The organism is Acidiferrobacter thiooxydans, from assembly GCF_003333315.1.
Classification (GTDB): domain Bacteria; phylum Pseudomonadota; class Gammaproteobacteria; order Acidiferrobacterales; family Acidiferrobacteraceae; genus Acidiferrobacter; species Acidiferrobacter thiooxydans.
Genome location: NZ_PSYR01000002.1, coordinates 132767 through 157970 on the forward strand (window position 1 = coordinate 132767; position 25204 = coordinate 157970).

Annotated in this window: 24 protein-coding genes; 20 read left to right on the plus strand and 4 right to left on the minus strand. The window is 63.3% G+C overall.

The annotated features are described in order from the left end of the window. Window positions 1–55: 55 nt before the first annotated feature. Together C4900_RS07750 and C4900_RS07755 are read left to right on the plus strand one after the other, a co-directional pair. Window positions 56–925, plus strand: a complete 870-nt coding sequence (locus C4900_RS07750) for a thioredoxin domain-containing protein (protein WP_114282890.1) — start codon at window positions 56–58, stop codon at window positions 923–925. Next, the gene (locus C4900_RS07755; RefSeq protein ID WP_065972355.1) at window positions 918–1442 is read left to right on the plus strand and encodes a nucleoside 2-deoxyribosyltransferase; all 525 of its coding nucleotides are present in this window, start codon (window positions 918–920) and stop codon (window positions 1440–1442) included. The genes C4900_RS07750 and C4900_RS07755 overlap by 8 nt, the downstream gene beginning before the upstream one ends. Window positions 1443–1703: 261 nt before the next feature. Here C4900_RS07755 and C4900_RS15845 read toward each other — a convergent pair whose 3' ends face one another. After that, window positions 1704–3329, minus strand: a complete 1626-nt coding sequence (locus C4900_RS15845) for a hypothetical protein (RefSeq protein ID WP_141689447.1) — start codon at window positions 3327–3329, stop codon at window positions 1704–1706. Between the two features lie 1002 nt (window positions 3330–4331). On the opposite strand from C4900_RS15845, the gene C4900_RS07770 reads away from it, so the two are divergent. The 14 genes from C4900_RS07770 (at window position 4332) to C4900_RS07840 (ending at window position 18994) form a co-directional block, all read left to right on the plus strand. Then, window positions 4332–5660, plus strand: coding sequence for a hypothetical protein (locus C4900_RS07770; protein ID WP_065972352.1), 1329 nt, complete (start codon window positions 4332–4334; stop codon window positions 5658–5660). A gap of 6 nt (window positions 5661–5666) precedes the next feature. Further along, complete coding sequence (locus C4900_RS07775) at window positions 5667–6200, plus strand: hypothetical protein (protein WP_114282892.1); 534 nt, start codon at window positions 5667–5669, stop codon at window positions 6198–6200. Window positions 6201–6242: 42 nt separating this feature from the next. After that, window positions 6243–6641 carry a hypothetical protein gene (locus C4900_RS07780; RefSeq protein ID WP_114282893.1) on the plus strand — a complete coding sequence of 133 codons (399 nt, stop codon included), beginning with the start codon at window positions 6243–6245 and terminating at the stop codon, window positions 6639–6641. An 11-nt stretch (window positions 6642–6652) separates the two neighbouring features. Further along, entirely contained in the window at window positions 6653–7321 is a 669-nt protein-coding gene (locus C4900_RS07785) for an HNH endonuclease signature motif containing protein (protein ID WP_147267159.1), read from the plus strand. Beyond that, a complete protein-coding gene (locus tag C4900_RS07790) occupies window positions 7318–8952 on the plus strand; it encodes a hypothetical protein (protein WP_065969727.1) in 1635 nt (544 codons plus the stop codon). Before C4900_RS07785 ends, C4900_RS07790 begins: the two co-directional genes overlap by 4 nt. Further along, window positions 8949–11063 (plus strand): DNA topoisomerase 3, encoded by a 2115-nt coding sequence (locus C4900_RS07795; protein WP_114282894.1) that lies wholly within the window; start codon window positions 8949–8951, stop codon window positions 11061–11063. The genes C4900_RS07790 and C4900_RS07795 overlap by 4 nt, the downstream gene beginning before the upstream one ends. A gap of 65 nt (window positions 11064–11128) precedes the next feature. After that, window positions 11129–11473 carry a nucleotidyltransferase domain-containing protein gene (locus C4900_RS07800; RefSeq protein WP_065972244.1) on the plus strand — a complete coding sequence of 115 codons (345 nt, stop codon included), beginning with the start codon at window positions 11129–11131 and terminating at the stop codon, window positions 11471–11473. Between the two features lie 82 nt (window positions 11474–11555). Beyond that, window positions 11556–12242 (plus strand): hypothetical protein, encoded by a 687-nt coding sequence (locus C4900_RS07805; protein ID WP_141689433.1) that lies wholly within the window; start codon window positions 11556–11558, stop codon window positions 12240–12242. Further along, the gene (locus C4900_RS07810; protein ID WP_147267160.1) at window positions 12235–12894 is read left to right on the plus strand and encodes a hypothetical protein; all 660 of its coding nucleotides are present in this window, start codon (window positions 12235–12237) and stop codon (window positions 12892–12894) included. The genes C4900_RS07805 and C4900_RS07810 overlap by 8 nt, the downstream gene beginning before the upstream one ends. An 11-nt stretch (window positions 12895–12905) precedes the next feature. Continuing rightward, window positions 12906–13445: a lytic transglycosylase domain-containing protein gene (locus tag C4900_RS07815; protein ID WP_211306831.1), complete on the plus strand. Its 540-nt coding sequence runs from the start codon at window positions 12906–12908 to the stop codon at window positions 13443–13445. Beyond that, window positions 13435–14583 carry a secretion/conjugation apparatus DotM-related subunit gene (locus C4900_RS07820; RefSeq protein WP_114282896.1) on the plus strand — a complete coding sequence of 383 codons (1149 nt, stop codon included), beginning with the start codon at window positions 13435–13437 and terminating at the stop codon, window positions 14581–14583. The genes C4900_RS07815 and C4900_RS07820 overlap by 11 nt, the downstream gene beginning before the upstream one ends. Continuing rightward, window positions 14576–14893 (plus strand): IcmT/TraK family protein, encoded by a 318-nt coding sequence (icmT, locus tag C4900_RS07825; RefSeq protein WP_114282897.1) that lies wholly within the window; start codon window positions 14576–14578, stop codon window positions 14891–14893. The genes C4900_RS07820 and icmT overlap by 8 nt, the downstream gene beginning before the upstream one ends. A 229-nt stretch (window positions 14894–15122) precedes the next feature. Further along, window positions 15123–17585, plus strand: a complete 2463-nt coding sequence (locus C4900_RS07830; RefSeq protein WP_114282898.1) for a hypothetical protein — start codon at window positions 15123–15125, stop codon at window positions 17583–17585. Between the two features lie 581 nt (window positions 17586–18166). Beyond that, entirely contained in the window at window positions 18167–18994 is an 828-nt protein-coding gene (locus C4900_RS07840; RefSeq protein WP_114282900.1) for a three-Cys-motif partner protein TcmP, read from the plus strand. Here the strand turns inward: C4900_RS07840 and C4900_RS07845 are convergent. Together C4900_RS07845 and C4900_RS07850 are read right to left on the minus strand one after the other, a co-directional pair. Next, a complete protein-coding gene (locus C4900_RS07845) occupies window positions 18991–19743 on the minus strand; it encodes a DUF5131 family protein (RefSeq protein WP_114282901.1) in 753 nt (250 codons plus the stop codon). The genes C4900_RS07840 and C4900_RS07845 overlap by 4 nt on opposite strands. A 14-nt stretch (window positions 19744–19757) precedes the next feature. After that, window positions 19758–20096, minus strand: coding sequence for a helix-turn-helix domain-containing protein (locus C4900_RS07850; protein ID WP_114282902.1), 339 nt, complete (start codon window positions 20094–20096; stop codon window positions 19758–19760). Between the two features lie 597 nt (window positions 20097–20693). Here C4900_RS07850 and C4900_RS15850 point away from each other — a divergent pair. Together C4900_RS15850 and C4900_RS17240 are read left to right on the plus strand one after the other, a co-directional pair. Then, window positions 20694–21131, plus strand: coding sequence for a hypothetical protein (locus tag C4900_RS15850; RefSeq protein ID WP_147267161.1), 438 nt, complete (start codon window positions 20694–20696; stop codon window positions 21129–21131). Between the two features lie 158 nt (window positions 21132–21289). Next, a complete protein-coding gene (locus C4900_RS17240; RefSeq protein ID WP_114282904.1) occupies window positions 21290–21547 on the plus strand; it encodes a helix-turn-helix transcriptional regulator in 258 nt (85 codons plus the stop codon). 76 nt (window positions 21548–21623) lie between these two features. On the opposite strand, the gene C4900_RS07865 is transcribed toward C4900_RS17240, so the two are convergent. After that, the gene (locus C4900_RS07865) at window positions 21624–22664 is read right to left on the minus strand and encodes a DNA-binding protein (RefSeq protein ID WP_114282905.1); all 1041 of its coding nucleotides are present in this window, start codon (window positions 22662–22664) and stop codon (window positions 21624–21626) included. A 168-nt stretch (window positions 22665–22832) separates the two neighbouring features. Here C4900_RS07865 and C4900_RS07870 point away from each other — a divergent pair, with 168 nt between their 5' ends. Both C4900_RS07870 and C4900_RS07880 read left to right on the plus strand, forming a co-directional pair. Then, window positions 22833–23978 (plus strand): tyrosine-type recombinase/integrase, encoded by a 1146-nt coding sequence (locus C4900_RS07870; RefSeq protein ID WP_114283465.1) that lies wholly within the window; start codon window positions 22833–22835, stop codon window positions 23976–23978. A 587-nt stretch (window positions 23979–24565) separates the two neighbouring features. After that, window positions 24566–25096 (plus strand): nucleotidyltransferase domain-containing protein, encoded by a 531-nt coding sequence (locus C4900_RS07880; RefSeq protein WP_114282907.1) that lies wholly within the window; start codon window positions 24566–24568, stop codon window positions 25094–25096. Window positions 25097–25204 lie beyond the last annotated feature (108 nt).

The window sequence follows — 25204 nt, forward strand, 5'->3', positions numbered from 1 at the left end:
ACGAGAGGGCGCACCCATGAAACGAACAGTTCCTCATGACGCAGGCGGGTGACCTATGCCAATGCAGGGCGTAAGCAGAATTCTCAATGTCGCGACGAAGATCTTCGCGATCTTCGGCGTGCTGGTGGTGGCCGCGGGCACCGTCGGTTGGTGGTTGGCACCGACCCAGCCCGCATCACGCCCCGCTCTTGCGGGCCATGGGGCGGGCCGGCGTTCACGCATGGCGCTTGCCCGTCTGGTCCAGGAGGCGTCCCGGGGCCAGGCCGGTATCAAGCGGACCTTTGCAGGACCGGACGGGCTGACCGGCCTGGTCTTGTCGCCCAGCGGGTCGGTGGCGTGGACGAATGGCCGCTACGTCTTTCTGGGTGCGGTATTCGATGCCAAAGGGCGCAATTTGTCCCTATTGGCGCAGCAGGCGATTTCGCCCCAGCGTTTTCTTTTTCCCACCCACGCCTCGGCGGGCCTGCTGCTTGGGACGGCAGGACCGACGTTGACGATGGTCGCCGACCCGAACTGCGCCTTTTGTCACCGGGACTGGGTGCGCGTTCTGGCCCCCCGCATTGCGGCGGGCACATTGCGTGTGCGCATCGTGCCGGTGGCGATCGTCGACCCCGCCACGGCGCGTGTGCGGGCGGCCGAGATCCTGAGTGCGCCGGATCCCGGACGAGCCTGGGCACAGGATGAGCGCGACTTTCATGAGACGACGGAGCAGGGGGGGTTGCCCGTGCAAGGCGTCACCGTGGCCCCCGTGGCCTTGGCGGCGGTGGAGAGCAATACCGCGGCCTTTTTTGCCTCCAGCCACGGGACGGCGGCCACGCCGACCTTCGTCTACCACGGCCGCCGGCACGTGGGCTATCTGAGCGCGCCGGCACTCCGTGCCTTTTTGGCGCAGGGAGCGGTTGACGGGGATTCGCGTCATGAGTAGACCCAATATCCAGGTCTATGTCGCCGGCCCCGATGTCTTTGCGCCTCATTGGGATACGTTCCGCCAGGAGATCACCCAGTATGCCGTCGAGCGCGGCATCACACCCATCTTTCCGAAGAGCGAGCCCGATGATGGCCCGGCGGACATCTATCGGTGCAATACCAGGCTGATCCGACAGGCGGATGCGGTCATCGCCAACCTTCAGTGTTTTCGCGGGTCGGAGCCGGACTCAGGAACGGTCTTCGAGGTGGGCTTTGCCACTGCGCTCGGTCGGCCCGTGTGGGGATTCAATGCCACGGGCCTCTATCACGAGAAGGTGGCCGAACACTACGGGTTGAGTCCCGATCGGGCGTTCCCGATTACCTGCAAGGCCGGTTATGCGGTCGAGAGTTTCGGCCAAGACCTGAACTTGATGCTCGCGATTCCCCTCAGGCTGCGCGCCACATGGCAGGAGGCCCTTGACGAGATCAATTCGGCGGAATCGTTTCAGAGTGCTAAACCAAATTCCCAGGAGTAGTTTGGGAGGAAGAATTCGCGGTAGTGGCAATTCACGCCGACAGCACGCCATTATGCCCTCTGATTTTGATGAATTTATCTCTTTCAAGGTCTAAACACTGATGGCGGTTGAGCAAGCTACTCCTTTTAACGTCTGGTCCTCGGCTAAAGCACCCCTACCAGTTGGAGTTGCAATGGTCAGCTCCCGACCCTGAGTGATCGTTCGCGCCACCACAGGCAAATGGCGCGAGTGGACTTGGAAGCAAGCACTCCCGCTGCGCGGTCAATGGCTGGGTACCGGGAGGTGTTTTCCGCAATACCCAACCACAATTAACGTCCTCTCCGCGTCCCAGTGAAAATGAACTCGAATGGTCTTAGTCACGTCGTCTTCGACGTTAATCTTCAGGTGACGGAACATTTCCACAGGCACGCTACGATAATCGAATGTGCGATATCGCCGCATTGTTTTGCTTCCAAGAACACCCTCCGACTCAGTTGCAGCAAAGTCATTCTTTCCAAAAAGCTTTCTCGCTTCACTGTCACCACGCTCAATAAGCATGTTCCTATAGTCGGTAACCAGAATCCTGAGCATGTCTAGCAACCGCCGTCCATACAAGAACTTGCTCGATTCAAGCGCACTCTGTTTAGCGCAATCCAATACAACACACCTATCTCCAAAAGTCTCTTCTATGAGTTCTAGGCATTCGGCAGGCGTGGGTGCATTGCTTCTTGTGACAAACGCCAAGAGGCGTTCTGCCCCACTAAATCGCCCGCCACCGCCAGAATTTGCTAGGTGGGCGCGGAGGGCATCGATATCGGTGCTTTTCTTGTTCAGTTCCCGTTTCAGGCCATCGACAGTCGAGTTCAGAGATTCGATCTCGGCTTCAAGGCTCAAATTTTCGTCCTGAGCATACTGATACATTTCTTCTTGCTGTTCGGCTATTCGAGACGCTTCCTCTAACTCAATCCTTAAATCTTCTACATCAAGATCGTTTCTCCTTTGTCGTGCACTTTGCAATCTGCGCCGTACTGCTAGCGCAACAACACCGTCGGAACGGATTTGCTGTCGAAGCTGCGGAACATTGGTGTTGTGCGTAACGAGGCTGAGAAGTCCCGAGATACGTTCATGCTGATTATCGCCCCATTCTTCCAGCAACTCGCTACGCGCCAATTGGTTCTTGATGAAACCATTGGGCATAGGCGTATAGATGACGTTAACAGCACCAGCCCACGCCGACCATGAATGACCAAGAACCTCCTCCATTTCGTAGCTGTTAAAGTCGGGGGCGATACGTACGACCTGCGCCAGGCCGATCATCTCCTCTTGAAGGTGCCGGTCATTTACAAGAAAGTCCCCACTTCGCGTTGGACTGACAAGCACAATAGGATAACCCCGATCGGTCCGTTCGATGTCAGCGCGCAGGCCTCTATAAGTGTCTTTATCGGGCCCTACGCACTTGATTGCACGACCAGGAGTATTACTGGCGAATTCGGCATTAGGTGACGCTGCAACGTTGCTTGCGATGTACCTAATTACACGGGGCTGTGAAGCGCTGACTGCACCTGCTACGAGTGTGCTCACTTCGTCAGTCCTAACTGCGCAGGAAACATCGACCAAATTAGGGGCGCATTTCATGCCGATCTCGACGATCCACTGTCGACCGCTACCTCGCTCACCAGCGTGCTTTATCAGCCATGCGTAAAGCCTTGGTTCTCCTTCTGTCGCCGCACGAATAGTCAGCCACGACCGTGCGACACCACGGTATCCCTCAAAAGTGCCATCACTCCGAAGCTGATCTGGCCTAAGACCAAAGCCGAGCTGTTCTTTGAGCCAGCCGCCGATTGCGCGACATACGGCATTCTCAGCATCCTGGCCATGCAGCGTCAATGAGTTTGCATACACAAGCATGCCAATTTCACTCCTCGTGTCTTGGGCGCGATCCGCGTTTTGTCACATCAGCACAAGCATGTATTGAATACTATGCGCGATAGCCGCAGTCCCATATCCGCGACAGGCCGGTTACCGCTCGATGAGCCTCGGACTCGGCGGGAAGTACCCGAATAAACCACCTACGCCCGACCCCCAACCAAAGCCACCTGTCGCGCAGCCGTAACGAACCGTAAGTAGTATCATCTGCTCTGGCTTTGGTGGTCATAACATCGCCATGCGGCTGGAACAGCCAGTGTTCCGGCTCAATAAGAACGAATTTATCAGTCTGTGCCATTTTAGTAGTCGGTTGGCCCGTCCTACAACACGGGGCGCTGCGGTATCTGGGACTGCCCAACTAACAATTTGCCGACCCATTGCCGCATATAACAACTGCGCGGCTTGCGGCATAAACAAGATTTCTCTTGAAAATCAAGTATCGCCAGACATTCTGAAGCATTGGGCGTAGGGTGATATGCGACCATTTGGTCGAATATCCGTTTAGGCGGCAAAACGGCCGCCAGTCCCCTTTGCAGAACCTTCCGCAAAGGTCCTGAACCCCAGGGCTTTGCCCACCTGTTCCCCGCGCTCGTTGCTCTCTCTTACCGGTGCTTCTGATGAAAAAACGACAGGAAGAAAGACGACTGGCCCTGCCGCCATGCGCATATGAACTGCTTCTGCCGAGCAGGGACCCTCTTATAGCCGCAAACCCCCTTGCCTTTGGCGGGAACAGAATTGCGTGCGCCCATCATCCAAAAAGACGCGGGTCTTGGCGATCGCCTACAACTGAGAAGAGCAGCGCGAGAAGTGGTGTGTGGGCCCGAATCCCGCATGTCCCGAGCCTTACGATCCCCATCCCTTTCCGCTGATCCCCCCGTTGCCCCGCCGCCTGCCGCGGATGTGGTATATAAGGACGCGCCATTCCTTGACTATCGTCTATGGCATAGGATATAACACGCTGTATATACCCGGACTGGTGAGAGTATGAGCGCAGACCCGTGGCAGACTTTGGGCGCCAAGCGCCCAGATGAAGACGAAGAAGGGGATCGTATCGATATCGCGGGGTTTGCGGACTCGTACAACCCGGATCTCGATGGGGAAGCCTTGGAGGGGGCGGCGCCAGCGGGTGAGGTGCCGCCCCCACGTTTTGGAGGCACCGAATCCGGGAGCCCCGCAGGCGAAGACGGGGAGATGGGCCTCGAGGATCGGCGCCTCGAACTCCAGGAGCCCCAGCGGCCGGCGCCAACCCGTCCGCCGGCCGGCCCCCCGATTTCGATAACGATCGCGCGAACTGCGGCACCCAAGGCGGCGGCATCCATAGCGCAGGCCTCGCCCGCGCCGACCGCGCCGATGCCCCCAAAGAGGACCGTTCCGCCCCAGGCGATCGAGGAAGAGCGGGGGGCGGAGGAGGGTGGTGAGCAGGGGCGGGAGTCGGATACCCAGGGTCTCACACAGGAGCCGGCAAGCGCCAGGCCGCGTCGTTCGTCTTGGCCCCTGGTGGCGGCCGTTGTCGGTGCCGTGACGCTGTTGGCGGGTGTTGGGGCGGTGGCTTTCCTGAAAAGCGTCCAGCCGCCACGCGAACCCCTGGCCCAACCGCTGCCAGCGCCGCCTGGTGTCACGACTCCGGCGCCGCCCCCTCGCTCGCTCACAACACCGGTGGAACCCCCGGGCGCCGCGGGGATCCGCGTTCAGCCGGCACCGCCACTGTCACTGGCGGCGGCGTCCGGCACACCGGCCGCGGCGCCGAACTCGACTCCTTCACCGCAGAACACCGAAACGGCGGTGCCGGGCGCCGCCGCGGCAGGGTCCCTTTCTGCCCCCAGTCGGTCCGAGGGTCCCTCCGTGTCGGTGCCGGTCTCGTCTCATTCGATAGCAAGTCAACTGGCCCGGCTCGAGCGCTCGTTTCAGGGGATCAAATTTCTTGTGGGGCAGATCACCCAGAAAGAAAGCGCGCTTGCCGTGGCGATCCAGAAAGAGCAGACGACATCGCTGCGCGATGCCGCGGTGATCGCCCGGCAGGGCCGGGAGATCGCGCACCTGACGTGGCTCGTCCACCATGCGCCGCACGTCACGGTCCGTCCCCCGGCGCCGCCAAAACCCAAACCCAAGCCAAAGCCCGTGGTGCCCCCCGTGCAGCTGGTCGGCATCATCGGTCACACGGCCTGGATCGAGCTACCCAACGGCGCGCTGGTGCGGATCTTTCGGGGCAACCCGATCCCGGGGACGCCCACGCTGGCCGTGCGCTCCATACAGGCCAACCCCCCGCTACTGATCCTGAGCAACGGAGTCCATCTCCGTGAGGCGGGACCCTGAGGACCCATGACGATTTCTGCTTATACGGGCCCGGCTTCGAGCGCCACCGTGTGGATCGCGATCGGCAATATCGCCGATTCGATTCTGCGCCTCGTGCCGGATGCCTGTGGGCTGGTGGGTCTTGTTCTCGTGATGCACGCCCTCGTCAAAGCGACCCGCGTCGGTCAGTCCGGTGGCCGGGATTCGTGGGGTGGGGTGATCGGCGAGATCTATTTCGGCGCGATGCTGTCATCGATTGCGATGTCCATGGCCATGGTCTCGCACTCGTTTTTCGGTCCGACGTTCAACGGGTATGGCTCGGTTTCGCCGATCAGCACCGGCGTGCCGATGGCGCAGGCCGTGCAGGAGGCGCTCACCAATCTGATCGTCTTGCTGGGTTGGTTTGCCTTCATTCGCGGTCTCTACGTCTGGCGTTCGGTGGCCGACGGGGGTGGTCAGGATCGCCATCCCTTCTGGACGGGCCTCACTTTCGTGGTGGCCGGGGCCCTGGCCGCCAATATCGGGGCGACACTGGCGTCGCTGACGGCCAGTTTCTTGTGAGCGGGAGCCAAACGCAGTCCATTTTTCCCTGAGGAGGGGTCCATGAAGACGATGAAGAAACACGTGCGTCACGTTCTGACGCTGGTGGGTTTTTGGATGTGGGCGCCGGCGGCATTCGCCTACAGCTTCGGCGGGGGCTCGTACGGCGGTGGGGGTTATGGGGGAGTCGGCAGCTCGGGCGTGACGCCGGGCGGTGGCGTGAATCTCAATACGGCGTTGACCGGTGCCGATACGACGATCCTGCTTGTCAAGGGCGTGGTGATCGATGTGGCGACGTTGTTGGGCATCGTCTTGATGATGACCGGGATCATCAAGTTCACCAAGGAGCGCTCGCAGGGCGAAAACCATCACGTTGCGGCGATGAAGCACATTGCCGCCGGCGCACTGCTGGCCTCGATCGGCGTGGCGCTGATGATGTTCGTGAACGCCATTTATACCTGATGATCGAGCTCGTGCTCTCCGTGAAGCCCGGGGCCTTCCGTGAGGAGGATCCGGATCACGATCAGGCGGACCGCGCCTTTCAGGCCGTGCGGCTCCTGGCCTTCGAGCGCGACCAGGGGGTGTGCCAGGGCTGTGGTCTGATGACCCAGGCGCAGTCCGGGCGCACCGGGTATTTCGAGATCCATCACCGGGATAACGATCATGGTAACAACGATCTCGGGAACCTCGTGACCGTCTGCCCCTTCTGCCATGCGGTCTTCCATTTTGGGCTGGCGCATGTGCAAGGACGGGGGTTTTTCGTGCCCGCACGGGGCCTGACCCAACGCGCCCTGCATCGCCTCTTGCTCCTTATGTGGGCGGAAAGCTTTCAGGCGGATCCGCTGTGCCAATCGGCGGCCACTGCCGTGCGCGACTGGATCGATCAGGGCGTGACGCGCATGGCGCATCCGGACTATCAGGCCTGGGCCGATGGGGCGGCGATTGCCAACGCCTTGCGGGAGGCCCTGCAGAAGCAGGACGCGGGGCGCGCGCAGCGCCTGCAGGCGGGACTCTCGCAATTGCTTCTGGTCCCCCATCTCGAGGCGGCCGCGTATCGCAATGCCCTGCGTCACTGGTCCCAGGCGCTCGCCACCCGCTGGACGCCCGGGCGCGTCACGCGGTTTCTCGCGGAGGTTCCGTGACGGCGCGCGTCGGCGCCTTGCTGCTCGACCATCCCGATAATCGCGCGGTGGCCGGATGGGCGGCGCTCGCCGGATCGGAGGCCGTGCGCGTGGAGTCTTTCAGTGGGCTCCTCACCGCGCCCGACATCATCTGGTGGACCAATGCCGATGACCGGGTGCTGAGTACCTTGTCGCTCCCGTCGCGGTTCCTCGCCGAAAACACCTTTGGTCCCCATATGGCCCAGATCCTCGAGGGGTGGGGAATCGACATGGTGGTCCTCACGGCGGCCGAGGCGCGGGATCGGGGTGTGAGCAAGACCTTTGCCCTGGCACGCGATCCGGAATCCGCGGCCACCTGGGCGGCACTCTTTGCCGCCCGCGTGCCCCTGGTAACCCAGGTGCCGCTCGGATGCGCGTCCTATGTGAAGCAGGTCCTGAGCGCGGCCCGCAGTGGCCCGCCGGCCCGGGTCACGACCGCCTTGCGGCGCCTGGTGACCGATGAGGCGGAGTATTTCTCCAAAACGGCGGAGCGGTTTCCTCAGGGGGCCACGGTGCGGGCCTTCGCGTTGCCGTACGCGGCGGTCGCGCAGCACCTGGTCCGCTATCACGACGACCTCATCGCCTATCCTCGCGGGAACTGGCGGGCGGTGCGGCTGGCGCCCGATATCACCCGCGAGGAGCTCTTGACCCTGCAAAAGCCCTTGTTGGTGCGCGCCCAGGTCGAGCTCCCCGAGCGGGTCGCGAAACTCGTGGTTCTGGGGTCGGGTGCCAAGGTCGGGCTGCGCGAGTGGTTTGCCTTGCCGGAACTGGCTCTGTTGATTGGGATCGGCGCCAAGGTCGAGGTGATGCGGGGCGCGTGGCAGGCCGAGGATCAGGAGATCATTCCCACGGACGCGCCCCATCTTCTACGGGATGGGGCGTTGAGCGCCAGCGTGGCCCTCCTGGCCGCCCGCCAGGCCATGGGGCGCGACCACAAGGGCCGCCCCACACCGGGTTTGTTGTGGCTTCGCGGGATCGATCGGTCACATACGCTCTTCGCCGGTTTGGCCCTGTCGAAAACGGTGAGCGAGACCTTGAAGCGATCCGCGCCCCTTTTTGGATTCTATCTCGGCAACGTGTGGCTGACGCTGAAAGACCTGTTCGATGACGAGGAGGAGGCGCTCCACACGGCAGCCTTGCAAAGCGGGTTCCTGCCCCGCGGCACGCCGTTGTGTCCCGGAGCCATAGAGGCCGCCGGGATCGCGCCGCTTACGCGCTGGGTGGCGGGTTTGCGATTGGCGGGACCGTTGCTTGCGCAAACGGTCGATGCCCTGGGGCTCACGGCGACCAGGGAGGAGTCGGAGGCCGTGCAGGATCTGTTGGCGCGTGTGACGCCGGATCAGGCCATCGTGGCGGTCGCGGCCGCTTTTACGCTGACACCCGGATCGGTGTCGTGGGCGGACAATCTCGCCTTCTGGGAGACGCGCGCGCGGTCGGATCGATCCCTGGAAGGACTGGTGGGTTCGGCGCAACGCCTCTTGAAAGGATGTACGCCCGCGGTGCGGACGAAGGTCCAGACGACTTTGATGAGCCTTTGCCAAACCCATGCGGGAGGGCAGGTGCAGTCCGTGGTCTCGCGACTGGTACACGAAGAACGGAGGGCCTTGGGATGAAACTGATCATTGCGGAGAAGCCGTCACTGGCCAAGGGGATCGCGGAGGGGTTGGGCGGGGCCCGTCGCGGGGCCTTGTTCGAGGCGCGGGGGTACACCATCACCCATGCCTTCGGACACATCCTCGAGCAGGACGAGCCGGACGCGTATCTGCCCGCCGGCGTGCCCGTCAATCCCCGGACGGGGAAAAAGGTATGGCGTTTGGAGGATCTGCCCATCTACCCGGAGAAATGGGTCAAGCATCCCAAAAGAGAGGCCAAGGCCCAGCTCGCGATCATCAAGGACTTGCTCAAACAGGCAACGCTCGTGGTGAATGCCGGCGACCCGGATCGGGAGGGACAGCTGCTGATCGACGAGATCCTGGACTACTGCCGGTACAAGGGATCGGTGCAGCGGGTGTGGCTGGCATCGCTGGATGGCGTATCGGTCCAGAAGGCCTTTGCGCAATTGAAGGACAATCGTGCGTATCACCCCTTGAGCCAGGCGGCCGAGGCGCGGGCCCGCGCGGACTGGCTCGTGGGCATGAATTTGACGCGGGCGTGGACCATTGCCAATCGCGGGCTGTTGTCGGTCGGGCGCGTGCAGACGCCCACCTTGGCCTTGGTCGTCCGCCGGGATCGGGAGATCGAACAGTTCAAACCCCGCGATTATTGCGAGGTCCTGATCCATTGCCGGCACCCCAACGGGATGTTTGCGGCGAAGTGGAAACCGGCCTCCACCGAGGGCGCCGGATTCGACGAGGAAGGCCGGTTGACCGACCGGGCGCTCGCCGATGGGATCGCGCGCAAGGCGGTGGGGGCGGGGCAGGTCGCGCGTTACGAGAGCAAGGACAGTCGGGAGTCGGCCCCGCTGCCGTTTTCGTTGTCGTCGCTCCAGAAAGCGGCATCCGCTCAATGGGGGTTGAGTGCCAACGCGGTGCTGGAGGCCTGTCAGGCCTTGTATGAGAAGAAACTCACGACCTACCCCCGCACGGATTGCCGATACGTGCCCGAGGAGCAGCATGGCGAGGCCTCCGCCATTCTGGCCCATCTTCCGATCCCGGAGGCCTTGCGCGGCCGTGTAGCGCCCCACCAAAAACATGCGGCGTGGAATACCGCCAAGGTAACGGCGCATCACGCCATCATTCCGACGGGACAGAAGGCGTCCGGGCTGTCGGATACCGAGCGGAAGATCTACGACCTGATCTGGCAATCCTATGCGGCGCTCTTTCTGCCGGATCATCGCTATCAGGCCATTGCGGTGACGGTGTCGGTCGGCGGGGAGGTGTGGACGGCGTCGGGTCGCACGGAGACGGACCCCGGCTGGAAGGCGTTACGTCCCGGGCGGGCGCTTGCCGACGAAACCGGAGAACCCTCCGCCGTACTGCCCGCCATGGCCGCGGGGGATACCGTCGAAGGGTTGCGGGGCGAGGTCCGGGCCAAACAGACCAAGCCGCCGCCGCGATTCACGGACGGCACCCTCATCGAGGCGATGAGCCACATCCACAAATACGTGACGGATCCCGCCGCCAAAGCCAAGCTGAAAGAGACGAGCGGCATCGGCACCGAGGCCACCCGTGCCAACGTGCTGGAAACCCTGGTCAGGCGGGGGTTCGTCGATCGGAAGGGTAAGCAGCTGATCTCGACACCCACGGGCCGCGCCCTGATCGCGGCACTCCCGGCGGATCTCACCGATCCCGTGACGACCGCCCGGTGGGAGGACGCCCTGAGTCATATCGCGGAGGGGAAGCTGGACCCGGCCCGGTTCGAGGCCGCGATTCGGCAGATGGTCAAGGCCCAGCTGTCCCAGGTGACGGCCGGGGTGTCGGTGGCGGGGGATTCGTCCTCGCCCAAGGCGCACGCCAGGCCCTCTCCCTCGCAGGGCGCCGGGCCCACCCGGCCCTGCTCGGTGGCGGGCTGTTCCGGGCAGATTCGGCGCCTGGCGAGCCGCAACAAGGCCGGCGTGTATTTTTGGGCCTGCTCCGAGCGCGCGCACCCGCATGCCTTGCTGGCTGATCACAACGGGGTGCCCGGTGAGCCGTTTGCCAATCCCCCGTCCTCCAAGTCCCAGAAGACGAACCGCCCGAAGGCCGCGCGCGCGACCCGAGCGCGCGCTTCCCGTGGGCCGCAGTAAAGGGGGATGCAAGGGATTTCGGTATAGGATAGAATGTCCATAAAACACCGACAAGGAAGGGTGTGATGGCAGAAAGACACCTTGACCCGGATACGGAGGAAGCCGTGCGCCGCTTCCTCGCTTTGATGGCCGGTCGCTACGAGATGGCGGGCGCGATCGTCTATGGCAGTCGGGCGCGCGGTACGCACCATCCGGACAGCGATGCCGATGTTGCGGTGCTCTTAAGCGGTGCGCATCAACGGTTTCTGACGACGGCGTTGGCGATGGCCGACGTGGCGTACGACGTGCTGCTCGAAACGGGTATCAATATCTCGCCCTTGCCTGTGTGGTTGGACGAATGGGAGCACCCGGAGGTCTATCCCAATCCCGGCCTGCTCCAGAATATCGCCCAGGAGGGGATACGCCTGTGAGAACCGGAAGGCATGACGTTACCACCATACGCGCCCCCTTCCTGCCGAAGGGCCCGAGCCACCACAACCCCGGAACGACACCATGACAAAAGCCCCTTCGTCGCCCGCATGGCCCGCTGACGAGGAGATCAAACCGGCGGTTCTGGATTATCTCCAGAACCTGTTGGGCGTGAGCACCATGGATCTGTATTACCTGATTGGTCTCGGACGGGGTGCTGCGCGGCGCACGGTGGCCACGTCGGGTGGACGGACGTCGGTGGCCGATCCGGCCCTGGCGCTCCTGGTACGATACTACCTGCAGTTTCCGGACATCGCCCGCCAGCTGATCCCGCCCGCGCCGCATCCTAAAGAAGTGTTCGAGCAGCTCAATGCCGGATGTGACGAAGACAACCTGCGTGTCAGCAAGCGGCGGTTTGCCTTGCTTCTCGGGCGCAACGCCACGTTCCCGACCCAGGCCTTTCAGCCCTATATCCAGCCCACCGCGTTGATGGCGCGTCTCCTGTTCGCCATTTCCCAGGACATCCGTGTGCGGGGGCCGGCGGAGGCCTTGAAAAACCTGGAGGCCTTTGCGGAATCGGAGATGCGCATCCGCGAGCTGTCCTTCGTCAGTGATGCGGGGACGTGGCGTCCGAGCGCCCAGCGCAAGCGCAATCGCCTCCCGGCCCGGAAGGCCGCGAGCCCCGCGAAGGCAACCGCCCGCGCCTCGACGCGCATCAAACGTGCCCCGAAGGCCCAGGGCACCGCGAACCGGAGGAAACCTCGTGGCTAAGGCCCCTGTGGCAAAGGCGCCGCTCCCCTTGCGCGTGGGGATGCGGTTTGTAGGCGTCGATCAGGGGGACAAGACCTTGGTGGTGCGTAACCCCCTGTTGGTGGGGTCCCCGCCGGAACGCGGGCTGGTCGCATTTTTCGGGCGGCTCGCGCGCCCGGTGTTCGGTGAAGAGACCCGGCTGGCCGCCACCCGGGGCGAGCGCGTCTTTCCGGTGACCGCGACCTATGTCGATACCACAGGGGAGCGCTACCGGGTCGTATTCGAGCGCGAGGATTACCCCCGGAGGCGGTGGCTGGATCTGCGGCATATGCGGCTGCCGCTGGCCGAGGGCATCCTGTCTATCCTGGGGGTGCCCCAGAAATACGCCACGGGCAATACCGTGCGGCTCAATCTGACGGTGCCGGCGATCATCAAGGCCTTGCGCCCCACGCACATCGAGCGCCGCTTGCCGGCGATCGAGGAATGGCTGGGGACCTCGCTCGATCTGATCGTTTTCCCCGGAACGACGCAATCGATCCATGTGACCGCGCAGGCTCAGAATAACCCCCCGGACATGATCCCCGTCTATGCGTGGGTGATCCATCCCGAGACCCTGGTCGACGTGCGTTCGGAGGATGCCGATCGCCAGGTCGTACCCCTGACGGGACGCTAGGGGGGTACCTCGTGGCCATGTCCGGAAAACAGGCGATCCATGCGAAGGATAGAATAGAGCGTATATCCGTGGCATTCGGGCGGGTGATGGTCGTGATCGCGGCCTGCGCCGCGCCGCGCCTGGTTCATGCCGCTCCGTCCCGTCCCTCTCCGGTAACCGCTCCCACACCCGCCTGTTTTGCCGTGGTCTCCCGGCACTTTGGGTTCCCGCCATTGGTACTGCCCGCACTATGGGCCAACGAGGGCGGGGCTCCGGGGCAGATCGTGCCAGACACCAATGGCACGGCCGATTATGGTCCCATGCAGATCAATAGCGTCTGGTTGCCCCTGTTGCGGCCTTTGGGCATCACCGGCCGCCTGCTGGCCGACGACGGCTGCCTGAACGTGGCGGTGGCCGGGAGCATCCTGGCAACCGAGCGCCTGCGGGCAGGCGGCAATCTGTGGCGGGCGATCGGTTGGTATCATTCCATGACGCCGTCTTTGGCGCGCGCCTACCGCGACCAGCTCCTGCGGCGCCTTGGGGCCCAATGGGAGGCCCTCGATGGCCACTAAAGGGACCGTTGCGGGGGCCTCGGTTTCGCTCGAAGAGGTCCTATCGCTCCTTGCATTGCTGCTGCTGGCAGGAGGCGTCTTCGTGTACGCCGAGTGGGCAACCGTGCGCATCACGACGGTGCGGGTCACGGCCTGGTCGCTCTATGCCGCGACCCGTCTGCACCTGCCGGGTGCCCGCACGCACTACCTTCTGCTTCTCCGGGATTATCGATCGCTGCCATTGACCGTCGTCTGGCGCTGGACGGGCGCGGCCTGGCGTTGGGTCCTGGCCCCGCTCATGGGGCTGTGGGCCGTGCGCCTCTTCTGGCACGATCCCGCCCGGCGGTTTCGCGCCGCTTGGGATCTCAAGGAGTTGCTCTGGCGGCACGCCCAGAGCTTCCCGTCGGCCTACCCCGCCGCCTGCGCCATGCGGGCCGGCCGATTGACGGAAACGCCGGGCGACACCGGTCCGTGGGCGCAGGCCCAAACGCCGCGTGCCTATTGCGAGCGTCTCATGGGGGCGGGGACAGCCCTTCCCCTGACGTTGACCCCGGAATGCCGCGCGCAGTGGGAAGCGGCCATGCATCCGGCCTTGGGACGCGTCGTGCGGGAGGCCGCCGATCTGCTCTTTCATGAACAGGCGATCCTCGCGGTCTGTGCCTTGTTCGTGCACGGCGATGGTCCCGGGCGCGCGGGGGATGGTCTGCTCGATACCTTGTCGAGGGGGTTTCGGGAAGGGGAGGGCACGAGGCCTGCCGCGTTCGTGTTACCCGAAGGGGGCCGTGAGGTCGATCGGGTGATCGCCCACCCCGACCATCAGGCGTTTTTTGCCTCGCTCTTTCGTCACCATGCGTGGTCGGCCACGGTCTTGATGCGGGCGCTCAATGAAGGGCGTCGCAAGGGCATGATCCCGCCATCGCGGTTTCTGTGGCTAAAGCCCGCGGACCGCGCCTTGTGGTATGCCCTCCACCAGATGGCCCCGCCCCTGCCCAATGAAAAACTGCGCGCCAAGCGTGTGCTGGCCGAGGCGGCGGCCGCCCATAGTCATTACAAGGCCGAGGTCATCACCAATACGCGGTGTGAGACACCCATCCTCGCCGCCGCCGTGGAGGGTCTGTGGGAGGCTGTTGCGGCGAAGGGTGGGGAGGGGGATGAATAAGGCCCCGGAGAACTGGCGGGATGGCGGGTTGACGCCCCAGGTGTTTGGCGTGGATGCGCGCGCGGTCTTCCCCTGGCTCTTTTTTATCATGCATTTCACGTCGTGGATTCTGGCCCTGGTGTGTTTGCTGGCCACCATACTGTTCGCGATCCTGGCGCGTATGGGGTTCGATCCCGGGGTGGCGTGGGGACGCGTACTGGACTGGCTGGTGCACGGGCGGTTCGTCTCGGGTCCGGCGGATTCGTTTTGGGATCAACATCCGGCACGCGGCGTGGATTGGAGCGCGGATCAGGGCGGGGAGGGGAAATGACCAGCCATGCACCAGGGCGTACAGGCGCCCGCGGCCGCTGGATGCGACGGCTGCGGACCGGGGGATTCGTCGTCGCGTTTGTCGGGGGCTGGCTCGTCGGCCATGCGACCGCCCGCCCGACCGCGTCGCCGCACGCCGTGATGCGAAGGGCGCAAACGGCGGCCCCAACCCCCCATCCGTCCACGCCGCGGTGGTTACGGGCCCTCCGGGCTTCCTCGAGCCCGGCCCCATGACGGAGAAGCTGCAGGGGCCGGCGGTTACGGCGGATGGCCTTCGGGGCGTCCATGACCACCGGCCGCTCACGACCCAGATCGCCGATATTCTCGAGAATCGGAGGCTGCTTGCCGGACTCGCGGCCGTGGCGGCCGTCGGCATGGTCGTCTTGCCGGGGCTTCTTCTCCCGCTGCTCGTGGTCGGTGGTCTCGTCCCGGCGCTGGTGGTGGCGATGCGTCCTGTGGTACTGCCGATGCGTCTTCCCCGCAGCTCGGGATTGCGGGACCCTCATGATCGCAAGCCCGGGGTCTTGGGAGGGGTGTTCCGGGCCCGCGGGGATTTTCTGTTGGGCTACGAAGCGGGGACCCGCAAGCAGGTCTGGACCGGAACCGAAGACATCCTGCGCCATATGCTCTTGCTGGGCGTGACGGGCGCCGGCAAGACCGAGGCCCTCCTGGGCCTGGTCGCCAATACCCTGGGTGTGGGGGGCGGCTGTATCTATGCCGACGCGAAGGCGACCTTCAAGCTGCTCTGGCAGATCACGGCGCTCGCCTCGTTGACAGGCCGCATCGACGACCTGCTCGCGATCAATTACATCACCGGCGGCCTGTCGCCCGGTACCGGATCGGAGGAGGCCGCCGGGGCACCCGAGGATCCGCTCGACCGCGAATTTGCGCGCGGCATCGGGCGGATCTCGAACACGGCCATGCCGTTTGCGGTTGGCAACGCCGATGGCATCCTGCAGATCTTTGTCGCCTTGATGCCGGCCGGCGGCGGGGGAAATGAGGTCTTTCGAGAGCGTGCGATCGCCATCATGGGGGCGCTGCTCGCGGGATTGGTGGACCTGCGCAATCGGTTTGGGCGGCCGATTTCGGCCAACAATATCCGCGCGTTGCTGGGCCTCGCGGAGTTCAAAAAGCTGGTCGATGGTAGCTATGGACAGTTGAGCGCCGGCGCGCGGACCCAGATCGAGGAATATCTGCGCAAGATCCCGGGCTGGAAGGAAGGGGTGCCCCTGGCCGAACAGGGCAACACGGTCAGTGAGCAGTTTGGTTATGCGCAGATGTACTGGACCCGCGCCCTCGGTACGCTCGCGGACTCCTATGGGCATATCTACGGAGATGCGCACGCCGAGGTGGATTTTCCGGATGTCGTCCTGAATCGGCGGATCCTGGTCGTTCTTCTGCCGGCGATGGAAAAATCCCTCGATGATCTGGGGCAGATCGGCAAGCTCAATCTGGCGAGCCTGAAAGGGACCATGGCCCTGGGGTTGGGGTTCCGGCTCGAAGGCTCGCGGGAGGAAGTCCTGGAATCGTTGCCGTCCGCCTCGGACATCCCCACGATCGGTATTTTTGATGAGTACGGCTACATGGCGGCCCCAGGCTTTGCCGTCGCGGCCGCCCAGGCCCGCGGTCTGGGGTTTGGCGCGGTGTTTGCGGGTCAGGGGCTCGCAGGGTTCAAGGTATTGAATCCCACCGGCGGGGACGTCGAGGTCAAGCAGATCATCGACAACACCCGGACGAAGATCGCCATGGCCGTGGAGGACGCATCAGACACGATGGATCTTTTCCAGAAGATTGGCGGCCAGATCGATGTCACCCGCGAGTCGTCCTACGACATCAATGCGATAGGCCAGGTCGTCGGCACCGGATCGGCGAGTCTGCAAAAGGAATCGCGCATTAATGTCATGGATATCCGCCGGCAGATCGAGGGCGAGGCCCATGTGCTGTGGCAGCACCGCCTGATTCGCATGATCTTCTTCCATGCCAACGTGACTCTGCCCAAAACCATGCGCTTGAATCATGGGGTCGCAATCCGCTTTGAACGCCGGGAGGATGTGCCGGACGTAGGGGGCGGGGACGCCGCGCCGGCGGCACCCGATCCCTCCTCCGTGTTGTCGCCGGAGGATGCATGCTTTGTGGCGGCCTTTGGGCTCGCCGGAGCGCCAGACACAGACCCCGCGGAGGCCTTGCTGACGGCCGTCGCCGCTTGGCGTCGAGGATCCCGAGGAAACCGACGGGACGACGCGGGCGGCGGGCCCGGGGCTATTCCCCGCCCGGAGCCGCCCGTAGGGATCCCCGACGAGGGGGGCGAGGGTCACGGACCCCAGTTTGTAGACGATGATCTGGCATTCCTGGGCCAAGAGGAAGACGCCGGGCACGTAGCCGAGCGGGGCACGGAGGCAGTCTCAACGACCGAAGGCGAGATCCGTGCCGGGAATGATGAGGGGGCGGTCCTGCCGGAGGAATCGCGTCTCGAAGATCCGACCCGCCGCGCGGTCCAGGCACTGGCGGATGCGCTCGGTATGGAATCCGGATTGACGCCTGAGGTCGATCAGCAGATACGGGAACAATCGGCCTTTCGCGAGGCCTATCCCGCGGATCTCGATCGTCCGCGCGAGCCGGAAGATGAGCAGGACCTGGATGAGATCGAGCGACGGTTGCGAGAGGCGTTACAGTCCCACGAGGCGGAGACGTGATAATGGCGTTAGAAGAAGATGGTGATCAAGGGAAAGGCGGTTTACAATTTTCCCATGGATGCTTCGTCTCTCGCACCTCCACTCACCTTGCCGGGCGAAGATCTTGCTGATTCCCTGGAGGCCGACGTCGGGCGTGTGGAGGCCATGGTTCCGCAGATGGCGGCAGCGGCACGGGTCGCCCAGGTCGACGCGCGCGCTCGGATTGCGGCTCTCCACGCACGGATTGCGCAAGACGTTGCGGCCCTTCGGAAGAGCGAGGCGTGCGTCCCATCCTCACGGTGATCGCTGGGCCTAACGGCTCCGGTAGGTCATTCTTGACCGCCATCCTCAGACGCCAGCCCTGGTTCTCGCGTACGCCTTTTCTGAACCCTGATGATATTGCCGCCCGCCTCGGGGCGCGAGATGTGTACGTATTCAGACCCGTTCTGCGCGGGCGTGGCGCAGAAAGCAACCGCCTGAACACTTCTTCTCGTATCGTACGTTAGTGCTTAATATCAGGCCCAATAAGGGACTTGGGGAATCATGCGGCGGCGTTCAATGCTGAGTTGGGCGGAGTCGCTACGCGGAATGGGGGGCCATGCATGGGAGAGCTGATAGATGGTGACGATGGTCTGCCTGCGGAGGATGTTGGGGCCTGGGCTAAGGAGAAACACACTTACCTCTGCCGGTACATCGACATCTCTCGTTCTGTCCGACGTCAGTTCATCGGTCCGACACGCGCTGGCGCAAGCTACATTGATCCGTTCTGCGGCCCCGGTCGGGGCCGGGTGCGAGATACCGAGGAATGGATTGACGGGGGTGTGGTGGCGGCTTGGAAGAAGAGCCGCGACGGCGGTGCCCCGTTCACGCAGGTCTATATCGGTGACCTCGATGCGCAGCGGCGGGAAGCCGCTGCTACTCGCCTACGCCGGCTGGGCGCGCCGGTTGTCGAGATCGACGGTGCTGCGCTGCAATTGATTCAAGAGGTCATGGGTAGACTGAATCCCCACGGCCTGCATTTCGCGTTTCTCGACCCATTCAATCTGGAAGCCCTGGACTTCGGCATAATCGGCCTGCTCTCAAAGCTTAAACGTATCGATATGTTGGTTCACGTGAACCAGATGGACTTGCAGCGTAACTTGATCAGGAATGCGATGGCAGAGGTATCGGCATTCGACACATTCGCGCCGGGGTGGCGCGACAAGGTCAACATTACCCGGGGGCAGCAAGAGATTCGGCAGAGCGTATTCCAGTACTGGCGCGATCAGATTGCGAACCTGGGGGTGTGGCCTTCCGCCGACATGAGGATGATCAAGGGCAGTAAGAACCAGCCTCTGTACTGGCTCTTGCTCGCGGCGAAGCATGACCTCGCGCTCAGGTTCTGGGCTACGGCCTCCAATATCGAAGGCCAAGGGAAGCTCGACCTCTAGCCAAGCGTGGCCGCCACGGCTTCTGGGTAGTTGTCCCAGGTGCGGCCCCGGAAGACGCGGCCGTTGGCTTTCTTGTGCCGCTTGATGCCGTCGGCCCCCCAGCCCCCCCACTGCTTGAAGAAAAACGCTGCGCTAGCGGCATTGGCTTGCGCCTGCACGTTCGCTACCCACTCTTCGCGCATGGGCCGAGCCTTATGACCTGACTCACCGCCAACGATCACCCAGTGGATGTCTCGCAGATTGATGCGGCCCAGATCTTCCAGAAGCGGTTCAACAGAGAGAAAGCGAATGTGCGCGTCCACCTTGCGCAGATGATCGATGCGCGGCACGCCGTACTTCTTGTCCTCTACGGACACTCCTAACCATACGTTCTGCGGGCAGGCCCGTCGCGCAAAATATCTGGGCAATCGCTCGGCACGCTTGGTGAGGATTTGATAGGTGTGATGCGGCGTGGCCTCAATGACTGAAAACACGCGGTCAAGGAACTTATCCGGCACGTCTTCGTGGAACAGGTCGCTCATGCTGTTGACGAAGTAAACAGTGGGCTTCTTGCGCGTCAGCGGGTGTTCAAGGCGATTCTCATGTACGGTCAGATTGAATTCGTTCTCGTAGCCGGGAGCGCCCATCGCATGCAGCCGCCGCGCCATAACCTCGGCGTAGCAGTGCTTGCAGCCCGGGGAAACCTTGCTGCATCCAGTAGTCGGATTCCAGGTCTGCTCAGTCCATTCGATAGTCGATTGCGTTGCCATTTGGGACTCCTATGTTATTGAGACGCAGTGCCCGCCGTGTGTGTCTGCGTGTGTTCGGATACGAAGGCATCGACCAAGCGGGACAGTGCTAAACGCATCGGCCCCAGGCCTGGGTCGGCGAGCGCCACACGAACACGGTCGGCAAGCTGTTCGGCCGTCGGAGTGGCATCGCTGCCAGCGGTATGCACCAAACGCATGCAATACTCGATGACGCTGATCGGTGGGCTGGCCTTTCCGCTTTCATAGCGACTTACAGACGATTGCTTCACGCCCAGTAGATCAGCGAAATCCTTCTGACTGCGCTCGTTGCGCGCCGCCCGAATGAGTTCTCCCACGCTGTTAACGATCGCCATTATACTGCCCAATGATATGCATTAGACGCATAGTCTATCATAGAGTATGCGTCTAATGCATATACGGCCGGAGTTCCGGGCGAGGATGGCGAAGATCCAGCAAGAAACCGGGTGCCTGAATCAACGGAGGTCGAGCAAATTGTCGGCGGATTGAAAAGGGAGGCCTTGCTTTGCCGTAGCGTATGGCAACGGTATACAATAGCACTGGTATCCCACTCGTATGAGGAGCGGCATGATGGAAGATTCCGGGCAGAACGAGACCACAGCCCCGTGGGAAGCGCCCTCGGGGGAAACTTCCCAGAAGCCTTTGCCGGGCAAGAGGTCAAGACGGTTGTGTGGGACGGCAAGACAATGCCCCGCACCACGCAAGAATATCTGGCGGACTTGACGCATGCCTATCAATCCGATGCCTGGGTGGCAAAGGATACATCCGCCTCGGAGCCGCAAGAGAGGCCTCCATCTCCTCATGTCGAAGAGGGGAGGGCTGCGGCGAATCCCGCCGGCCACGGGCTCCCGTTACCCCATTTCCCGCGGCTCACGCCGTCTGCGCCGGCCCACAAAACGCGCTTGGCACGCATGCCGCGACCGGAGCGCCGGATGGCCTTGCTTGCCCATCACCTGGCCGACGCGACCGCGATACAGTCCGAGATTGCCCAATTGGCAACCGCCTTTCGGGCTGACCCGGCGGGACCGGCCGCTGAAGCGCGTCTGCGCCGCATTCATAGCCTGTCCCGGGCCTTTCACCGGTCGGCGCGGCAGTCGGGGAGCCATGCGTGGCAGTTTGGCAGGCTGGGGTCGCCGCAAACCGCAGCCAGGGGGCTCGATCATATTCAGCGCCTCAATGCCTTGACGCGGGCCTCGCTCGAGGGCGTGCCGGATCAGAAGAAGATCCTGGAGCGGATTCGGGAGCGGATCGCGGCCTTGCAACAGGTCATTCAGAGGTTGCTGGCGCGGCTTGCGCCCCGAAAGAGCGCATCGGCTACGACACGCGATTCCGCGCCCGAGACGTTTATGCTGCCTCCGCCACGGCCGTAAAGGAGATTCCGGTACGCAGCCTCTAAGCCCCCCATAGGGGGCATTCAGGCGTGTGTGGCGACCATTATTCATAGAACCATCACGGTCACTATAGGTATATCTCCAATCCGTGCAATGTAGGATTTTACTCCCCGGATACATTATCGGGATGGACAGATATGAACACAGAGACCAAACTCCACGATATCAAGTTTTTTGCCGAACAATTCGGGTGCTCTCCTCGCAAGATCCAATTGCTGGTGGCGGCGGGCGAGTTTCCGGCGCCTATCCGCATTGGCAGGTTAATTCGTTGGCGGGAGGAGGAGGTCGCGGCATGGGTTCAGAGCCGCGCGGCGGCCGCTGGTACGCAATACCGTAATGCGGTGACGCGCTCAACCCCTCGTGGCCGCCCCCGCAATTCTGACAGGGGGGCCTAATCATGCACGCCGAGACCACGTCAGACCCCGATTGCGCTCGTTCCTGGGTGATCACTAGCTTCGATGCGGAATGTCTTCATGGCGAGGTCGTTCCGCCAGACCTGCCCACTCTGGACTGCTGGGCCAGCAAATCCAGCAGACCGGCTTTTTCGCGCTCGGCCACCTTCATCTGTTCGGCCTGCGCGGCGATCTGTTCGCCTACGGCTGCCAATCTCTCCCTCGCGGCCGCCTCGCCCCGACGGGCCTCGTCGATCTGACCCTGCAGCGATTGCACGGCCGCGTCGAGGCGCTCTTTCTCCTGTCGTTCGCGGGCCTCGCGCTCGGCGCCGGCGGCCAAGGCCGCCGCCACGTCTACGCGCGCTGCTTGCAACTGCACAGCCAATTCGTCGCTGCGCTGCTGCACCAAGGCCCGCGCCGATTCCGCCTTCTTGGCGAGATCGCGCGCCTCGGCGACCTGTTGCAGCATGTGATTTTGGACGCCCTCGAGGCGGGCATGCGCCTTCTCGATCTCCGCCCGGTAGGCGACATCCTTTTCAGCCGCGGCCTCGGTGAGCGCGGCGATTCGGGACTCGTAATCGGCCCGCTGTTGGTTCAGCCGGTGCTCGCCGTCGGCGCGCTGCGTCTCCAACTGGCTGGTCAGCATCTCTGCCTGGGCGCGGGCGGTGTCGGCCGCCGTCCGGGCCGCCGCCAGATCCTGGCGGAGCGTGCCGATCACCGCCTCCTGGGCCGCGACCTGCACGTTGAGGGCGGCAGACCGTGCTTGTTCGCTCGCTACCTGCCCCTCGAGGGCCTGGAGCCGTTCCCGAACGGCCACCGCCTGATCCTCGACCTCCTGCCGGCGATCGCGCAGGGCGACCTCGGCAGCCTGTGAGGCGGCGGACCAGAGCGCCTCCGCCGCGGACAGGACGGGGCCGGGGATTGCCGTCACCTGGGCGTCGAACAAGGCGCGCTCGCGCCGCCAGGCCCGCAATTCATCGTTGATCGTCGTGCGGCTTCCCTGCCGGATCTCCGCATAGATGCTGTCGATCGTGATGTCCCGCACGGAGACTCCGCCCGCCACGAGCCGGTCGGCGACCTCCCTGACTCGCGCACGGGTATCGCTGGAACGCCCTGGCATGGCCCCTCCTGAAAGTGAATTGCCTATACTACATAAACAGTATACATAGATATTACATTATAGAAAGTACGTATTGTATGGATTATTTACGATAACTCCTATTATCGCGAGAAAAGCCGCCGTACAATGTCCGACAGGGTCCGCGAAACCTCGGAGACCGGCGAAGCCATGCCAGAACAGGAATTGATCCCCATCGACCTGCCGTTCGCGCCGGCGCGCCTGGACGGTCGCCAGGGGACCAACCGCGCCCTGGGCGCGCACCGCCAGATCGCCGCCGACACCGACCTCGAGGCCGTGCGCGCGTGGTTGGCCGAGTACGCCGACTCGCCCCATACCCTGCGCGCCTACCGGAAGGAGGTGGTGCGGCTGATGTTGTGGGCGGCACAAGCTCTGGACAAACCGCTCTCCAGCCTCACCCGCGAGGATCTGCTGGTCTACGAGGCGTTCCTGGCGCACCCGGCCGGCGATTGGGTGGATCCGACGCGCCCGCGGACGGGCGGCGATCGGCGCCTGTTTGAGGGGCCACTCTCGCCGGCATCCATCCGGCACACCCTGGGCATCCTCTCCGGCCTGTTCGCCTATCTCACGGCCGCGGGCTACCTCACCGGCAACCCGTTGGCGCTGCGCCGGCGCAAGGGTCGCAAGGCGCAGGGGCCCAGACCTGGCCAGGAGCGGTATCTGGATCAGACCCTATGGAACCGCCTGCTCGCGTTCATCGATACCTTGCCGACCAGCACGACTCGCGAGCGACAACACCACGAACGGGTGCGCTGGCTGTTCCGTCTGCTCTACGGCACCGGACTGCGGGCGTCCGAGGTCGCACAGGCCCGGACGGGGGACCTGGTACATCGCCGTGGGCGCTGGTGGCTGCGCGTGACCGGCAAGGGCGGCGTGACCGGAGAGGTCCCCGTGAGCGACGGTCTTCTGGCCGATCTGGGGCGCTACAGGCGCTTTACCGGCCACCCCGAGGCCCTAGGAGCGGCTGACGCCGACATGCCGCTCGTGCTGTCTGTAGTGGGCGCTACGGGCCGGTCCCTGACGCCGCCCGCCATCTACCTGATCGTGAAAGAGGTCATGCGCCGGGCCGCGGGCGCTATCGAGTCCGAAGACCCGGCGGGGGCCGCCATCCTTCGGTGCGCCTCGACCCACTGGCTGCGGCACACCGCGGCCACCCATCAGGCGGACGCCGGTACCGACCTTCGGTTCATTCAAAAAAACCTGCGGCATGCCTCGCTCGACACGACGAGCATTTATCTGCATGCGGAGGACGATGAACGGCATCGGAAGACCACGGAGAGGTCGAACGAGATGTAGCCGACGGCTACTGACCGTGTCGCGGCCGTTGTCCACCGGATCGATGTGCCGTGTTGGCGCTTCGCCCCCCTATCGGGACCTTCGGGACTATGGTATCGAGGGGAATATTGGCCTGAGAAAGCCTCTGCAGTAGCCCCTTGGTGACAGCTTAATGACTGGACTGCTGACGGCCGCACATGCTGGTATAATGCACGCATGGATCATGCCCATCGATCGGCCGTGCGGCCGATAATGAATAAGGATATTATCCATGGCCCATAATACGGTATGCGCAAAATGAGTGACGCGATTATGAGGACGAGACCACTCATTGCCCCCCGCGGGGAGGGTCCACAAAATGAGGGCTACGGCCCTGTCGACCAGCAACCTCTGCAGAGGACTGTGGGCCGTCGGCAATCACCTACGCTCAACGAGAGCCGCAAGGGACCCAGCGCATCGCTTCAGGCGCTTCTCCTCGAGCTGAGCGCCACGCGCACGCGAGTCCCGAAAGGGGTCTTTCGTTACACCACCCACGAAGAGGCGAACAGGGACCAGGAGCGATGGCGTGCCGCCACGGTCGTGGCGCGCCAATCCCGGCCGGAATCCTCATGACAGAAGAATATACCCGGGCGGCCACGTGGCAGGATGTTATTCGGGTTGCCCGTTACCTGAACGAGGCGGGTGCCGTTTACATGCTGGTGGGCGGGTACGCCCTGATCGCGCAAGGACTCAATCGGACATCGGAGGGTATGGATATTCTTGTGCGCCCGGATGCGGATAACGCCAATCGGTGGATTGTGGCGCTCTCACGTCTCCCGGATGGGGCCGCACAGGAACTGGCGGGTGAAACGGACTTACTAGAGCACGATATTCATTACGGCATCCGCATTAACGACGAAATTACGGTTGATGTGCTGGGGTCTGTTTGCGGTCTGACATGGGATGACCTCAAGGCCTACCGTACGTCACTGACTGTCGACGATGTGATGATTCCTACCCTCAATCTGGAAGGCTTATTGTTGACCAAGCAGGGGATGCGGCCCAAAGATCGAATGGACGCCGCTATCTTACAGCGTGCTCTTGAGGTTTTGCGAGCCACGGCGAAACCGGGCGCGGAATCCAAGCCGCCGAAACCATAAGCCGCTTTGCGTGTGGATGGTACTTGCTATGCCAGTCAAATCTAAGTCTGGACGAATAGTAGATCTGCCTATGCTCGAGGAAGAATCCGCCATTCAGATCGGGATTTC

Excerpts from the sequence above, each read along its gene's own strand:
- C4900_RS07750 (WP_114282890.1), top strand. The coding sequence starts at position 56 with ATGCCAATGCAGGGCGTAAGCAGAATTCTCAATGTCGCGACGAAGATC.
- C4900_RS07755 (WP_065972355.1), top strand. The coding sequence starts at position 918 with ATGAGTAGACCCAATATCCAGGTCTATGTCGCCGGCCCCGATGTCTTT.
- C4900_RS15845 (WP_141689447.1), bottom strand. The coding sequence starts at position 3,329 with ATGCTTGTGTATGCAAACTCATTGACGCTGCATGGCCAGGATGCTGAG.
- C4900_RS07770 (WP_065972352.1), top strand. The coding sequence starts at position 4,332 with ATGAGCGCAGACCCGTGGCAGACTTTGGGCGCCAAGCGCCCAGATGAA.
- C4900_RS07775 (WP_114282892.1), top strand. The coding sequence starts at position 5,667 with ATGACGATTTCTGCTTATACGGGCCCGGCTTCGAGCGCCACCGTGTGG.
- C4900_RS07780 (WP_114282893.1), top strand. The coding sequence starts at position 6,243 with ATGAAGACGATGAAGAAACACGTGCGTCACGTTCTGACGCTGGTGGGT.
- C4900_RS07795 (WP_114282894.1), top strand. The coding sequence starts at position 8,949 with ATGAAACTGATCATTGCGGAGAAGCCGTCACTGGCCAAGGGGATCGCG.
- C4900_RS07800 (WP_065972244.1), top strand. The coding sequence starts at position 11,129 with ATGGCAGAAAGACACCTTGACCCGGATACGGAGGAAGCCGTGCGCCGC.
- C4900_RS07805 (WP_141689433.1), top strand. The coding sequence starts at position 11,556 with ATGACAAAAGCCCCTTCGTCGCCCGCATGGCCCGCTGACGAGGAGATC.
- C4900_RS07820 (WP_114282896.1), top strand. The coding sequence starts at position 13,435 with ATGGCCACTAAAGGGACCGTTGCGGGGGCCTCGGTTTCGCTCGAAGAG.
- icmT (WP_114282897.1), top strand. The coding sequence starts at position 14,576 with ATGAATAAGGCCCCGGAGAACTGGCGGGATGGCGGGTTGACGCCCCAG.
- C4900_RS07830 (WP_114282898.1), top strand. The coding sequence starts at position 15,123 with ATGACGGAGAAGCTGCAGGGGCCGGCGGTTACGGCGGATGGCCTTCGG.
- C4900_RS07840 (WP_114282900.1), top strand. The coding sequence starts at position 18,167 with ATGGGAGAGCTGATAGATGGTGACGATGGTCTGCCTGCGGAGGATGTT.
- C4900_RS07845 (WP_114282901.1), bottom strand. The coding sequence starts at position 19,743 with ATGGCAACGCAATCGACTATCGAATGGACTGAGCAGACCTGGAATCCG.
- C4900_RS07850 (WP_114282902.1), bottom strand. The coding sequence starts at position 20,096 with ATGGCGATCGTTAACAGCGTGGGAGAACTCATTCGGGCGGCGCGCAAC.
- C4900_RS15850 (WP_147267161.1), top strand. The coding sequence starts at position 20,694 with ATGGCCTTGCTTGCCCATCACCTGGCCGACGCGACCGCGATACAGTCC.
- C4900_RS17240 (WP_114282904.1), top strand. The coding sequence starts at position 21,290 with ATGAACACAGAGACCAAACTCCACGATATCAAGTTTTTTGCCGAACAA.
- C4900_RS07865 (WP_114282905.1), bottom strand. The coding sequence starts at position 22,664 with ATGCCAGGGCGTTCCAGCGATACCCGTGCGCGAGTCAGGGAGGTCGCC.
- C4900_RS07870 (WP_114283465.1), top strand. The coding sequence starts at position 22,833 with ATGCCAGAACAGGAATTGATCCCCATCGACCTGCCGTTCGCGCCGGCG.
- C4900_RS07880 (WP_114282907.1), top strand. The coding sequence starts at position 24,566 with ATGACAGAAGAATATACCCGGGCGGCCACGTGGCAGGATGTTATTCGG.